General features: G+C 43.4%; 12 protein-coding genes. 2 read left to right on the top strand and 10 right to left on the bottom strand.

The annotated features are described in order from the left end of the window. Nucleotides 1-285: 285 nt before the first annotated feature. The 9 genes from W7W_RS0118185 to W7W_RS0118145 form a co-directional block, all read right to left on the bottom strand. Nucleotides 286-1,398, bottom strand: a complete 1,113-nt coding sequence (locus tag W7W_RS0118185) for a DegT/DnrJ/EryC1/StrS family aminotransferase (protein WP_157202507.1) — start codon at nucleotides 1,396-1,398, stop codon at nucleotides 286-288. Nucleotides 1,399-1,443: 45 nt separating this feature from the next. Further along, on the bottom strand, nucleotides 1,444-3,096 hold the full coding sequence (locus W7W_RS0118180) for a hypothetical protein (RefSeq protein WP_010665086.1): 1,653 nt from the start codon (nucleotides 3,094-3,096) through the stop codon (nucleotides 1,444-1,446). After that, complete coding sequence (locus W7W_RS0118175; RefSeq protein ID WP_010665085.1) at nucleotides 3,090-4,208, bottom strand: glycosyltransferase; 1,119 nt, start codon at nucleotides 4,206-4,208, stop codon at nucleotides 3,090-3,092. Before W7W_RS0118175 ends, W7W_RS0118180 begins: the two co-directional genes overlap by 7 nt. After that, entirely contained in the window at nucleotides 4,174-4,887 is a 714-nt protein-coding gene (locus W7W_RS0118170; protein WP_010665084.1) for a polysaccharide deacetylase WbmS family protein, read from the bottom strand. Before W7W_RS0118170 ends, W7W_RS0118175 begins: the two co-directional genes overlap by 35 nt. Nucleotides 4,888-4,954: 67 nt before the next feature. Further along, complete coding sequence (asnB, locus tag W7W_RS0118165; RefSeq protein ID WP_010665083.1) at nucleotides 4,955-6,823, bottom strand: asparagine synthase (glutamine-hydrolyzing); 1,869 nt, start codon at nucleotides 6,821-6,823, stop codon at nucleotides 4,955-4,957. Then, a complete protein-coding gene (locus W7W_RS0118160; RefSeq protein WP_010665082.1) occupies nucleotides 6,811-7,917 on the bottom strand; it encodes a DegT/DnrJ/EryC1/StrS family aminotransferase in 1,107 nt (368 codons plus the stop codon). The genes asnB and W7W_RS0118160 overlap by 13 nt, the downstream gene beginning before the upstream one ends. A gap of 14 nt (nucleotides 7,918-7,931) precedes the next feature. Further along, a complete protein-coding gene (locus W7W_RS0118155) occupies nucleotides 7,932-8,981 on the bottom strand; it encodes a DUF354 domain-containing protein (RefSeq protein WP_010665081.1) in 1,050 nt (349 codons plus the stop codon). After that, nucleotides 8,978-10,018 (bottom strand): hypothetical protein, encoded by a 1,041-nt coding sequence (locus W7W_RS0118150; RefSeq protein WP_010665080.1) that lies wholly within the window; start codon nucleotides 10,016-10,018, stop codon nucleotides 8,978-8,980. The genes W7W_RS0118155 and W7W_RS0118150 overlap by 4 nt, the downstream gene beginning before the upstream one ends. Nucleotides 10,019-10,036: 18 nt before the next feature. Further along, entirely contained in the window at nucleotides 10,037-11,005 is a 969-nt protein-coding gene (locus tag W7W_RS0118145) for a glycosyltransferase family 4 protein (RefSeq protein WP_010665079.1), read from the bottom strand. A gap of 512 nt (nucleotides 11,006-11,517) precedes the next feature. On the opposite strand from W7W_RS0118145, the gene W7W_RS0118140 reads away from it, so the two are divergent. Further along, nucleotides 11,518-13,062, top strand: a complete 1,545-nt coding sequence (locus W7W_RS0118140; protein WP_010665078.1) for an AbgT family transporter — start codon at nucleotides 11,518-11,520, stop codon at nucleotides 13,060-13,062. Between the two features lie 183 nt (nucleotides 13,063-13,245). Here the strand turns inward: W7W_RS0118140 and W7W_RS0118135 are convergent, their stop codons facing one another. Next, on the bottom strand, nucleotides 13,246-13,794 hold the full coding sequence (locus W7W_RS0118135; protein ID WP_010665077.1) for a C40 family peptidase: 549 nt from the start codon (nucleotides 13,792-13,794) through the stop codon (nucleotides 13,246-13,248). Between the two features lie 276 nt (nucleotides 13,795-14,070). Here W7W_RS0118135 and W7W_RS0118130 point away from each other — a divergent pair, with 276 nt between their 5' ends. Next, nucleotides 14,071-15,156, top strand: a complete 1,086-nt coding sequence (locus tag W7W_RS0118130; protein WP_010665076.1) for a 5-aminoimidazole-4-carboxamide ribonucleotide transformylase — start codon at nucleotides 14,071-14,073, stop codon at nucleotides 15,154-15,156. Nucleotides 15,157-15,213: the final 57 nt, after the last annotated feature.

The raw sequence follows: 15,213 nt of genomic DNA, 5'->3' as shown, positions 1-15,213 counted from the left end.
GCGGTTTAGATTTTTCACACGCCTTGAATTTGAACTTTCTATCTCAAACACGTGAAAAACGCTTAGTTTATGGACATATACTATTTAGTGTCTGTCCATAAAGTGCCATTTGCGTCGTTACGCTTGCCACCAAAATACTCATTTACCTGAGTAAACTCCGTTTTTGGCGGCTTCGCAAGCCCCCATAAAAAATCGGGGCAGGCTTTGAAACTGGCATTTTCTGATCCGACAATAGATGCGATAATTTATTCATTTTTTAATTCATCACACATTTTTGGGAAAATCCTATTTCCCAAAAAACATTTTAATTCTTTGAATAATATATTCCTGTTGTGCTTCTGTCATTTCGGTATGCATCGGCAAAGACAAGACCTCGATGCAAGCCAATTCGCTTTCCGGAAGATGCAAATCACCTTTGCTCAGGACTTCAAAAGCCGGTTGCCGGTGCAAAGGAAAAGGATAATAGACCATGGAGGGAATCCCTTCATGGGCAAGAAATTGCTTCAACTCATCTCGCTTCCCATCCAGCACCCTCACGGTAAACTGATTAAATGTATGTGTACTTTGCTCAGTCTGATGAGGAAGATTCAATTCTGAAACATCTTTCAAGCCTTCAAGATAAATCCTGGAAGCACTCCGACGCCTGTCAATAAAATCATCGAGATGCGTCAGTTTCTCTGACAAAACAGCCGCCTGCAAAGTGTCCAGCCGGGAATTCATTCCAATTATTTCATTAAAGTACTTTTTTCGGGCACCATGATTCATTATCATCTTAAGTCGCCCGGCCAATTGTTCATCATTTGTGAAACATGCGCCTCCATCGCCAAAACACCCAAGGTTTTTGGTCGGGAAAAAGGATGTGCACCCTATATGGCCAACCGTACCGGCTTTATATTGATTCCCGCGAACCATACAAGAAGCACCCATACTTTGCGCCCCATCTTCAACCACATAAAGGTTGTGCGAAAGGGCAATTTCCATAATCTCGTCCATTTGAGCCGGCTGCCCAAACAGATGTACAGGAACGACAACACGTGTACGTTCCGTTAATGCATTTCTGATTGCATCAGTATCTATATTATACGTATCCGGATCAATATCAACGAACACAGGCTTTAGGCCCAAGAGAACAATCACTTCCACTGTGGAAACAAACGAAAATGCTGACGTAATAACCTCATCCCCACGGGTAAGATTCAGTGCCATCAATGCGGCCTGAAGAGCGTCCGTGCCGTTGGCACACGGAACAACGTAATCTGTTTCAAGGTATCCGGCCAGTGCATTGCTAAAATTTTTTACTGCAGCACCGTTAATATAATCGCCACGATTCAATACCTGTTGCATAGCCTCATCAATTTCAGGCTTCAGACGTAAGTACTGCCCTGTGAGATCAACCATTGATATGTCTGTTCGCTCTTTCCCCATTTTATGTTTACAAAAATCTTAAAACCCGTAATTTATCCCGAATTTACCGCTCAAACCATTCTCATTCAAAAACGCTGGCAAATATTTTTCCCTATCAACACCACTTATCTTCCGATGACTAACTGAGAAATATAAATAGCCATCATTGATAATCTGCCAGCTACCTGTCAATTCAGTTTTTCGGAATTTCCATCTCACCTCATCCATGAAAGGAAGCCCCCAGCGGGGTTCATCCATATTAATTTCTGGATAATCCGCCTCTGTGCCTGCTTTAAGTATTTCCTGATAATCTTTCCCCTTCCGGGCCAACAAGTGAGACAACTCCAACCGAACACCGCGAACAGGACGGTACTTTAAACTCAGAAAGATCTCGTCGCTGTTATCCTGAAGATAATGTCCCATATTGTAACGATTACTTTCCCAAGTTGTTGTAGGAATTTTATGCTGATAAACCATGGGATGATTGCGGGTATATTCAAATGTAAAAGCGGCACCATCAATAAGATTGGAAACACGGCCACCGGCTTTCAGACTTATATAATTGGATTGCTGTGATTTATCAAACATACGGTTAATGGAAATCTCATCAACAAAAAGTGTGGAATAAAGATGAACATTACGAATCTGACGACTGCTAACCCCAAAAAACATCTGAGCATTTTGCCCCACCTCATTAGATGCTCCGTTGTATGTGTGATCCACTGATTTATAAAACATCACTGGAATCAGGAAGGCAGGATTCACATTTGTATCGGCATATACAATGCTGTTTCCGGCAGAAACATACAATCCTTTCAAAGGACGGACCGTTATTAAATTGGCTGCGACGTACTTATTGGCAAGAATCTCCCTGGTACCATCATAATAACTGAAGGACGCTACACTGTCCACCACCTCCGAAACCAGCCAGCCATGCATATAATCGAGCCGGAACCAAGGCACAGGACTGACAGAAAGAGAAATAAATGCATGCGAAGGAGTGTTTCCGGAAAAAATATTAGTCCCGTTGTATCCATATCCCCATTGATAGGAGTTTTTATGCAAACCTACGACACCCCAGTCCCACGACCAGGTGATACCTCCTCTGGCCTCACTGTAATCGCCGCTGTCATCATCCTCTTTATAGACAGCCCCCCTTCGTGACATCAGATAATCCGGTCCTCCCAAAATTTCAGACTCGTGATTATCACGTAAAGAGGCATAAAACCCGAAATGCTCACCAATGGTTCCGTACAACTCTCCGCCATTGAAACGATGATAAGCCATTTCCCCTCCCGAAAACTGAACCTCTAGTCCCACAATGGGATTCACTGTCAACTGAAAGAGGGAATCGGTATAATAAAAAATATCAAATCGCTTATTTTCCGGAGTTTCCCGGGTTTGTTCCTTTTGGTAATCCCGCATGTAAAAGGCAATTTCATTTTTTATCCTTGAAGGCAATTCGTCATAAGCCGATGCCTCCACCAGCCGGTCAGATATAAACTTTCGTCCGTAAGGCCTGGCAATTGTATTGATGTCAATAACTCCCATATCGGCCAATTCGTCCAGCAGCTCATAAACCCCAAAGTTATCAACAGACACCGGCACCCCCTGCGCAGTGAGGGAACCAGGGAGAAATACTCCCCAGAGAAAAAGAACAGGAATAAAAATTAATTTTTTCTTTGTCAGCATGAAATCTTATTTTCAAAAACATTCAACATCCTGTTGCCCACCACGTCCAACATGGCATTTTCCCGAAACCAACGGATGCCATCTTCCGCTATCTGCTGCATTCTCTCAGGGTTGGCAAGTAATTCCGCAATAGTTTTTTCCAGATTTTCCGGATTGCAACTAACCAGTGGGATATCCGGGTAACACTTGCGGGCCCACTCTTCCATCCGGCAAATAACCACGCAGCCCCTGGATAACCCTTCGATAGCCAGCAACCCGAAAGTGTGCGTAAACTGGTCGACCAGAATGTGTGCCTTCTCCAGGTTCTCCAAAACCTCCCTGTTAGACATTCTCTCCGAAAGATACTCAATCTTATATTTTCCATTCAGTGATGCAATGGCTGCTTCCACATAGCGAGTCCCTTTAAGTTCCTGATGAGACGGAAAGTGCATGATGCGCCAGAAATTTCCATCCTGATAACGCTGCAGATCTACCGTTTGCATCGGAGCATCCGTCATTAACCACATCGGCAATGCCTTTTGTGGATACTTAAGATATCCGGAGGTATTGGGTCGGGAAAAAATAAAATCAGCTTTCCCCTCAAAATATTCTATTTTATTTCTTTTCTGATCCGGCTTGTGACACAGACAATACCGTTGCTTCCTCACATCGGTACAATACCAGCAATCGCTGTACTTCATCGAGTTCAGGGCATCATGGGGATTTTTCTCGGCACAACCGGGGAAAAAAAAGGCAATTTTTTTTCCAAAAAATTTTAGAATGGCCAGATCCCTGTGATTCTCAAAAAAGGTGATGGGAGAAATAAAATAAAACAGGTCGTACCTGAACAATACCGACAGGAAAAACCAGAACCTTATTACTGCATTGACCGGCCTCAATACAAAACGGTTGTTTACCAACTTTACAATTCCTTTTCGTTTCAACGATCTGAACTGAGGAATTACCCTGTCTGCTGCGTAACCGAATTCATGAACATGGTAGCAATAACCGGTAGCTCTTACACCAACGCTCCTAAGCGAACGTGCAATGTAATGGGCATTTCCGGCGGTATTTCCCGGCCCTACAAAAACCCTGAGTTTACTCGTACTTATTTTTCCCTTTTCTGTACTCATCCACTAAATCTTCCATTTTCACAAATTCCAGATCCATCTCCAGAATTTTTTTAAAAAGAGTTTCCGTTCCTTTACCCGGATTTTTATATCCTGCCAGATGATCTGGCTCCTGATAAAAAGGTTTGGCCCCCTCATATCTGTCCCGGGTTTCTGTATTCAAAAAAACATGCACCGGATGAAAAGTCATAATGTTTAATCGGGCATTAAAATCAAGGCATGCATCGGAAAAATCATTCCCGTATGAAAAATGCAGGTAATCTTCCCAGTTAAAGGGAATTCGCAATATATCATTCCATAAGGGAAGTGTCTCCAAATTACGACTGTAAGGTAAACAAACATTACTTTCATAATCAAATCCAAGGTCAGAGAACAGTTCAACCAGTACATTACTCACCAGCGATGAGTGAGAACGAATACCTCTGGCCTGAGGAAATGACTTCTTTAATCGTTCCACTACCTCCCGGGGATTTCCATTGGCACTCTTATCCCTGTTCAACAAAGGATTAAAATTGGGATGAACACCAATTTCAAACTGTTTTCTGTCGAGACCATTCAACAGCTTGGTTACATGGGTAGCAAAAAGAGTACACGGCACCCCCGCTTTCGACAAAATTTCCAGTGTATAATGCAGCACCTTATCCGGCACCCAGTCTATGTCAATGGTAATTGCTGTTCTCATTTCAACCCCGTTTTACCCACATTATTATCAATTCTTTAATCTGAATTACATTCCCCTTTGTTTGCATTTATCCGAACGACCTCAACCACCACTCAAAACTAAGCAAAGACCAGATAAGCAGCCGTCGGTTCTCCTTTCCGTCAAGATGATCAGTCATCAGCTTTTGAGCCACATCCGCATCAATATATTCGTAGAGTCGGGCATCTCTGTCAAACAACAAGCGCCGTATATAATCTACGCTTTCGCCCTTAAACCAACTGGCATCGGGGGCTGAAAACCCCTGTTTACGCCCGTTACAATAATCTTCCGGCACATACCGCTGCAGCATCTGACGCAACAGAATTTTACCGTCGGTAGTGGACGACTTGAACTGAAAAGCTTTCCCGGAGAGGTCATTTTCATTGATTCTGGATCCTTTCTCCCAGTCCCGGAGCTTCAATTCCACCGGAACCTTCATTGCAAAATCAACAAGATCATTGTCAAGAAAAGGAAGGCGGGTTTCAAGCCCGTGTGCCATGCTCAGTTTATCTTCCACAAGTAATAAACCGTGTAGAAAAGTTTTACTTTCAAAATAAAGAGAGCTGTTGATGTAAGCTTTTGGATCAGCAACATCAGAATGACCTTCGTCCAGCAGATTTTTAAAGACTCTTGCCGGCCGGTCATAATCAACCTTAGAACGAAGTCCGCTACTAAAAAACGTTTCGCGATAATCATCGGGCACCAGTCGTTGCCAATATTTAAAATAGCGATCAGCAAAGCCGTTGCTGTATCCGTTGGCCGTATTGTGGTAGTAGCGCCAGGGATAACCGGCAAACAACTCATCGCCACCAGCTCCCGAAAGACAAACTTTTACAAAGCGGCCTGCCAGACGTGAGACATAATAATTGGGATAAGACTGCCCAACCCTTAGGTCTTCCAAATGGGTGATAAGTCCTGGCATCACACGTTCCATATCACCAGCTTTCAGAACCACTTCATAGTGCTCGGTCTTGTATAAATTAGAAAGAAATTCTGAGCGCTCCCGCTCATCAAAATTGAGTTCCAGCCCCGATGCAGAAGATAAATCGAAGCCTGCCGTAAAAGATTTGAGGTTTTTAAACTTTCGTGAAGCCACACAGGTAATTCCTCCACTATCCATTCCCCCACTCAGATAAGCACCCACTTCCACATCGGATGCCAGCTGACGCTCCACGGCCTGTTCAAAAAGCCTGTGTAATTCAGTCTCCGCTTCCTTTTGCGACATGGATAATGAACTGAAATTAAAATCCCAGTATTTATGCGTTTCAGGATCTGTCTGACCCTGTTTTACCTCCATGAAATGACCTGCAGGGAGAAGCCTCACCCCTTCAAAAAGGGTTAAATCACTAAAGATGTTCTGAAATGAAAAATATTCGGTTAAAGCATCTGCAGACACCTTAAAGTTATAGGCAGGATGTTGCTGAATGGCTTTTATCTCTGAACCAAAAAGAAAAACATCCGGCTGATTTAAGTAATACAAAGGTTTAATTCCATAGCGATCGCGGGCCAGCAACAATCTCTGTTCATAAACAAACCATGCCGCAAAGGCAAACATCCCGTTAAATCTTAAAATGGCCTCACTGCCCCAGCAGTGAAGTGCATTCAGCACGACCTCCGTATCTGAACTTCCATGAAACTGATAACCCTTAATTTTCAGTTCTTCCCTAAGCTCCCGGTAATTATAGATTTCTCCGTTGTAGGAAAGCACCAACTTCCCGTCTCGACTAACCATTGGCTGATTCCCGGTCTCAGATAAATCAAGCACTGCCAGTCGCCGATGCCCCATTCCTACCGCTCCTGAAGTCCACACACCTTCTCCGTCGGGGCCTCTGTGTTCAAGCACCTTAGCCATTTTTTGGCAAAGTACCTCTGAAGCCGGCTCATTATTATGGTTCAATATGCCTGTTATTCCACACATGCTGTCAATTTTTCAACCACTTCAGCCTGCCCGGCATTGGTCATCGAATGATACATCGGCAACACAAGCGTTTCCTCCCATGCCCTGATGCTTCCGGGATATTGTCCACGCAAACGAACTCCCCGCTGCTGAAAAGCAGGATGCTGATGCAGAGCATAGGTTCCAATCTGCACCTCAATACCCTCTTCTCTCATTTTCTTCATTACCCTGTCACGTTCAGGTACTAAAACAGCAAAACTTTGATATGAATGAATGCCATTTTTAGTAGTTTCAGGAATTTTTATGTTTTTGCATCCTTTGAGAAGCTGATGATAATTTGCCGCAAGTTTTATACGTTCGTCCAGCAAATCATCAACCATCTCCATCTGTGCAAGTCCCACTGCTGCAAGGATATTACTCATTTTATAATTGGAACCTGTATCCTGAAAGACCATTTCTTCCCTGCCTGCCACCTTCCCCATTCCGAAATGCTTGTACTGATGCATTGCTTTGGCCCACTGAGCATTTTGAGTAGTAACCATTCCACCCTCACCGGTAGTGATAAATTTACGGGGATGAAAACTAAAAACTGTCATATCGCTCCACCCCCCGGTTTTTCTGCCTTTGAAAGAGCTTCCCAAAGCACAGGCAGCATCTTCAATAATCAAAACGCCATAATGCTCTTTCATTTTTATCAACCGGTCAAAATCAAGCGGGTTACCAAATAAAGAAACCGGAATCACTGCTTTCGTGTTTGCCGAAACAGCCTCTTCCATCTTGTCATAATCAATAAGCAGTGTATCCGGATTTACATCCACGATCACCGGAATGGCACCGGCAATTTTAACTGCATTGGCGGTGGCCGGATAGGTATAATCGGGAACAATCACCTCATCACCCGGACCAATACGGGCAACCCGCAGAGCCGTTTCAAGTCCGGTAGTGCAGGAAGTAAATGCAATGGCATGGGGCACCCCGGTATAGGAAGCCACAGCCTCCTCAAAGCGGCGTGTCACAGGTCCTTCGGTGAGAAACCCTGAATCAAGAACTTCTGAAACCAGTTCTTTTACACGGTCATTTATATAAGGTTTTATTAGGGGTATTCTGTAACTCATTGAGTTATTCTTATTTATTTTGATACTTTTTCATAATTCCGGAGCACTTCATTTACCATAAATATAGTCACATCCTCATGATCTTCCAGCAGTTTTTCGGCTTGTCGTCCGCTGTTGGATTTAGTTCCGGGACGACTCAAGAGCATTGATGCACTCTTTAATGCCATACCCTGTTCTTTTTGGGAAGTTCCAAAATTCAAAACCAATCCGTATTTCTCTTCCAGATAAGAAAGATTTCCCAATTTAAAATCAGCGAGATAAACAGCAGGAGTACCTAACACCGCAGCCTCTGTAGCCATTGTTGCTCCTTCGCCCACCAACACCGTTGCATAAAAAAGCAAATCGTGAATCCGGTGAGAAGCCAGCTTAAGTCTTAGTGGCTCCAATGTCTCAGGCAAGGGACCTTCGGAACTAATAAAAACCCGACCGTGCCTCTGAAGACTTTTCACCAACTGAATCTTCCGTTTGTCTGAAAAACCCTGCTTGCCATGGTCATGGACGGCCGCCCATCCCACAAAACGAACAATGGCAAAAGGTTCATTCTCTTTCAGATTCAGGAATTCCAACACCGATGGGTCAGGCTCAAAATATCGGGGATGCAGGTAACTCAGCTCCATCAGACCGTTAAAACGTTTATGTTCGGCGCCCAGATGACGTGAAAAACAAACAGGTGTATAGACCTTTTTGGTGAAAGGACGAATAAAAAACCGATATAACCCTGTAGTTTCCGTATCTGTAAAAGTGATGTAAGGCTTCTTCAACAACCGGGATGCAAATCCGGAATATATGGTGCTGAAATCGAGAAACAAATCAGGCTTAAACCTTCGTGCCCGCAAATATTGTAGCCAGGAGGTAACCAGCAAATATCGGATTTTACCCAACAAGGTTCGAGCTCCTGCACCACGGTCCACAAATGGAATCTGATAATAATTGAGCAAATCTGTCACATGTTCCCGGTTTCGGGCAGTAACCATAAACCGGTGGCCTCTTTGTTCCATAATCCGGATAAAGTTCCTGAAATAATGTACATGAGCCGGATGCCCTATATCGAGAAATATCCTCATACACTGCAATATTTTTTGTAAAAACAAATCCGTGCCTGCTTATACCAACGGTAAAAGAAGCGCCTGAAATTCCAGAGCCCCCATTTGTGCACATAAATATACCGCCCTGTTTCCCTGATGGTTCCTCCATAGGATTTCTTGTATTGACGACTATGAAAATCATTTCCGGGGCGCCCGGCATCACCCATATTCAAAAACTGAATACCTTCGCTCTCCAGTTCCTGAATCACCTGCCAGACAAAACCGTCATACATCCATTCCGAGCCATTATCAAGACAATGTCCCTCCATCCAGAAATATGCTTTCTGCTGAAACTTCATTACAATCAAAACAGCTTTTAAATCCTCATTCATTTCAAAACCTTTTATGGCGACATAAGGTTTTAACATCTCAAGTTCATCCATAAACCTAAATAAAGACCGATGAGGCACGTGAAGTCCTTTTTCCCCAATGGCGTAACGAAGAACCCTCCAGACATTTTCCATATCCCGAGTCCCGTGCATATCACGAATCAGGCCGCTAACATTACTCATTCTCCTAATATTTTCTCTTCTATCGGGTGAGAGAGAATCCCATAATGTTCCGGATTTCTTGTTCATCTCAACAATCACTGAAAGCAACGATTCGTAATAAAAACCGGCATCTTCAAAAACAGGTTTTAATGAAAGCCGCAGTTTCAAATTTTTTATTTCGGTAAAGATGGCTTTATGTCCAAATTCTTTCACCAGGCACTCCAGTATGGTCTCAAGCACATCTCTGTTATTGTTGTCCACCAAAGGTCCGCCAATTACCATTTGACGTCTGGTAAGCCAGGAGAATGGGAAAGCCACACTTCTAAAATTAGTGCCAATCATAAGCCCGACCAATAAAGGACCATCAAAAGCAAAAATGGCAATTGGATGTTGCAGGCTGGTCATTTGATGCAACTCATACATCCAGGGCAATTGAAAAATATTACCATTCGGATGATTGTTGACAAAATCAGCCCAAACCCTGCGGTCAATTTTTGCAATATCAGTTATCACTTTCAGTGCCATTCCGGTACCTTTATCCTGTTATCGTCCTCTTCTTCCTAGTGTCGATAATGAAACCGCCAGATATTCATTCATTAATCTGGCAGAAATACGATCAATATCCAATTCACCGATTACCTCACGACCATTAACTCTTTTCCCCCTGCGAATTACTTTCTTTAAAGCCTCAGCCACTTTGTCCGGCCTGGGAGGAACTACTTCACAGCCCTCCGTCTGCTGCAACCAATCTTTCACATCTCCCACCGGTGTTGACACAACAGGAACGTTACATGCCAAAGCCTCTTTTACCACATTTGGAGAGCCCTCCCACCGGGAAGTTACCAAAACCACCTCTGCCGAATTGTAAAACCAGGGCATTTGGCTGGTCGGCACATCATAAATAATTTTAAGTTCCACCTGCTCAGCGGCCAGCAACTTCATGGCATCAAGAGCAAGTTTCACATTTTTCACTTCACGCTCCGGATTTGCCGGCCATAAAACTACTTTTCGGCAGGAGCACCCCATCTTTATTCTTGCCTCTGCCCCGGAAATCTCACGAAACAAAGTCAAATCCACTCCATTGGGAATAACCTTCACACTCCTGACGCCCAGATGGTCCCCCATTTGTTGACTTTTAACAATCACGCAGGGCCAGAAAAAAGCTGAAAAAAACCTGACCAGCCACAACAACCATCGGGGACCAAAGACATCACTCCCCATAAGCGAAACAACCAAAGACCGGGCGCCTGCCAGACTGGCGACTACAGCAGTCAGTCCATAGTGCGCATGAATTACCTCAAAATGATTTTGCTTCAAAAATTTTCTCAGCCGATAAATCCCTTTTAGATAACCGGTAAAGCCTCCCTGTTCAAGTTGAAAAAAAGAGACTTTCACTCCTCTTTTCTTCAAACCTCTGGATTGTTCTGCCACAGCTTCAGTACATCTGCCTTTTTGTACAGCACTACAAACAAAAAGCACCCTTCCTGAAAAAAGATTTGTGGCTATATCCATTTACCTGATTGTTGGTATTCAAACATTCCTTGACGAAAATCTAAAAACAGACCACTTTCCTCAAAAAGCGAAGTCTTCTTCTTTTATGAAAACACCTAATGATATTCCGACAAAGTGAGGTTAAGGTTTTCGGAATGGTGAAAATCCGTTTATAACAGCAATTAAATTTAAGGAATTCAAAGTCCTCCTGCAGAGAAGACTGGTCAGTGACTATAAGTATTTGACCAATTGAAGATTTTTGTATATAAGGGCCCCGCATAAAAAAGGATTTGGATATTTTTTGCATATTTGAACCTGAGGATACCTTTAACCTGGTCTATTCATAAGTTTTCGTCATGAGATGTTCAAATACCAATAAATACGAGCAACCGCAAAGAAAACTGATGAAGGGAATAAAAATTTATTTTCAAGTCAATTTTATTGAGGACGCCTGTATTTTGCCGGTAGTTGAACATTGTAATAGATAATTTATGAATAGTTCAGGTTTAATAACTTTTAGTAAAAAAAAGAACATGGGAACCAACGGAAAAATCACTACTTCAAAAGAAAAGAGCAGCAGTTTTCTTGACTGGATAGAACGCATGGGTAACAAATTGCCACATCCCTTCTGGATGTTTGTGTGGATTACTGTGTTTATTGTCTTCATCAGTTTCATCACCTCCTTTTTTGGAGTACAGGCCACCGATCCTGCAACCGGAGAAATCATAAAAGCCCAGAACCTGATTTCGGGAGACGGCTTGCGAAGATTCCTTCAGGAGATGGTTACCAACTTTGCCCATTTTGCACCGTTGGGCCTGGTTTTGGTAATGCTGATGGGCGTTTCGGTTGCTGAGAAAAGCGGTCTTCTCTCAGTGGTAATGCGCAATCTGGCTTTCTCAGTTCCTCGTAAGGTAGTGCTTCCCGTGATCTTTATTATCGGGGCCTGCGGTAACATCGGGTCTGATGCAGGAGTGGTCATTGTTCCACCAATAGCTGCACTGATATTCAGCCAGATGGGACTCCACCCCATTGCCGGCCTGGTGGCAGGATATGCAGGAGCAACGGCAGGATTCACGGCAAATTTTTTCATTGCCGGCACGGATGTACTGCTGGCAGGTATCAGCTCCGAAGTAACATCAAAAATCCCAGGCGTTGGAGAAGTTAGCGCAACCGCCAACTGGTATTTCATGATTGTATCCACCATTTTACTTGGATTGGGAGGAGCATTCGTAGTGACCCGCTATACAATTCCGAGAACAAAGCGATTTTCCATGGGATCGCAGGATGAAATTGAAGTTCCCGACACCCACGCTCTCACCACGGAAGAACGAAAAGGGTTGAGACATGCCGGAATTGCGGCCATTCTCATCATTGCGATCATTTCATTACTCACCATTCCCGCCTGGGGCCCCCTTCGAAATCAGGAAACAGGAGGAATCGTCCCATCGCCGTTTTTGCGGGGACTGGTACCCATTCTGTTTTTCCTTTTTGCCATTCCGGGCTACTTTTATGGCAAAGCCACAGGCAGCATTAAGCACCCCGATGATGTCATCAATTTCATGGGAGAAGGGATGAAAAACCTTTCGGGATATATAGTCCTGATGCTGGTGGTTGCACAGTTCATCAATCTCTTTAACTGGTCGCGACTCGACACCATTCTGGCCATTCACGGAGCAGATTTTTTACAGGCGAGCGGACTTACAGGTCCCTTTATGTTTACTCTTTTTATGACGCTGGTAGCCATTATCAATATATTTATCGGAAGTGGTTCTGCCAAATGGGCCATCTTCGCCCCGATTTTTATCCCCATGCTTGCTCAATTGGGATTCTCACCCGCCTTTGTACAACTAATGTATCGGGTTGGCGACAGCATCACCAATTCCATCAGCCCGCTCTATGTCTATTTTCCGCTATTAATTGGCTGGATCCGGCAATACGATAAAAAAGTTGGCATTGGCACAGTGATCTCATTGTTATTGCCCTACGCCATCGTATTGTTCCTGATGTGGCTGGTACTATTGTTTGTATGGTTCTGGCTTGATCTTCCCATTGGAGTGGGAGAAGGTATTTATCTCTAACCTGGTTTATTCATGAATTATTGTAATGAGATGTTCAAATATCAAGAAATACAATCAACCGCAAACAAAATGGGTACAGAAAATAATAAATTATTTTCAAATCCATTTTGTTGAGGACGGTTGTATTTCTCAGATAGTTGAGCATCGGAATAAATTATTTATGAATAAACCAGGCTACCCCCATCAAAAAATCCGGGTTCCGAAAATAAACTTATCCTTCCACCAGGAGTTATCAAGCGATGTAATGGTAACTCCCTGGCTGGAGGAGGTGTGCAAAAATTGATTGTTCCCCAGATAAATACCCGAATGAGTAATGTAATTGGAGGTCCGGTAAGTACGGATAAAAAATACCAGATCTCCTTTTCTCAGATTCTCTTTATTTGCTAAAATCTTCCCATATCTGGCCTGTGCTTCTGAATTGTGGGGAAGTTTTATCCCGTGAATTTCAAAAGCACGAACCAAAAGTCCGGAACAATCCATGCATTTGGAAGTGGTTCCACCCATACAATGCGGAACCCCGATGTATTTTCTTGCGGTACGTATGATATCCGAAGCACTAACATTCCCGGTATTCAATTTCTTCTCCACTCCCCCGGCTACAAATTGCTTAAAAGCCCTGCTATTCCCGGGCATCTCACTCCGTTCGGATGGTAAAACCGGGTAAGACCGTTCGGCGCAGGAAGAAAAAAGTGACAATACAGCTATGAGTAAAACAACAATTCGTTTTTTCATCCAAATAATTTCTTAAGGTGTGATGGAACTCAAAATATTTTTTTACATACACCTTCCCCTATAGACCGGGAAGATTTTAACAAATTTAAATTATCAAAGTTCCATGCTTGTTCCAAATTCTTTGTATCAGATATAACATCTATTTTGCCATAAAGTTACGAACAACCTCAAGGCATGCAACAAAAGGCATCGTCACCTCCGGCAATATTTTTTTACCTTTGCATTATCGAATGGTAATTCGTCTGTTCAATATATGTACCATAAAACCTTCTTACGATGAAACTCAAGTATGGAATGAATCCCTATCAGGATTTTGCTGAAATCATTGACAATTCAGGTGCTTTCAAGATCCTGAACGGAAACCCCAGCGTCATCAATGTGCTGGATGCACTCAACTCCTGGCAACTGGTAAAAGAAACATCTAAAACGCTGGAAAAACCTGCGGCTACCTCCTTTAAACATGTTACCCCTTCCGGAATGGCTGTTTCAGGCACTCTTTCGGAAACAGAGCAACAAGCTTACCTCACAAAATCAGAACCATCGGAACTGGGAGCTGCTTACGCCAAAGCACGAGGTGCTGACCGGCTGGCATCATTCGGGGATTTTATCGCATTGAGCGAACCTGTGGATGCAACAACCGCAAAGATGATAAAATCAGAAGTTTCTGATGGTGTGATAGCACCCGAATTTTCGGCCGAAGCACTGGAAATTCTCAAAACCAAGAAAAAAGGGGGATATGTAATTTTCAGCATAGATCGTAATTATGAACCCGAAGAGATTGAATCAAGAGAAGTTTTCGGCATTACCATTCGCCAAAAACGCAATCAGCTGCAGGTTACCGATGAGTTACTACAGGATATTCGCACAGAATCGAACCCCGTGACAAAACAAATAGCCGATGACATCAAACTGGGAATTCTCACATTGAAATACACCCAGTCCAACTCCATCTGTGTGGTCAATAAGGGGCAGGTAATTGGCATCGGATCCGGCCAGCAGTCACGAATCCTTTGTAGCGGTCTGGCGCTCAATAAAGCCAATGTATGGTATCAGAAAATGAAGCTCGACTATTCCTTCCTCAATCAACACGAGGGGCTGAAGCGCACAGAACTGGATCAGCTCATAGAGCAAAAACGAGAAGAAGTATTTGCCGACAAAGTTGTTCTTAACGAATTAGAGGGATCCTGTCTTATTTCCGACGGCTTTTTCCCGCAAAAAGACAACATTGAACTGGCGGCAAAATACGGAATACAATACATCGCTTCACCTGTGGGCTCCATCCGTGATCAGGAGATCATGGATACCGCCAGGAAACATGGCATTACGTTTATCAATATAGGAGTCCGTTTGTTTCATCATTAAATTTAATGAACATCCGGTTATTTTGGTTCACCACTCAAGGCCGTCCTAAACATCAGG

The sequence above is a fragment of the Marinilabilia salmonicolor JCM 21150 genome (assembly GCF_000259075.1).
Classification (GTDB): domain Bacteria; phylum Bacteroidota; class Bacteroidia; order Bacteroidales; family Marinilabiliaceae; genus Marinilabilia; species Marinilabilia salmonicolor.
The sequence above is the reverse complement of the archived record's forward strand: the minus strand, read 5'-3'. Positions and strand labels throughout refer to the sequence as shown.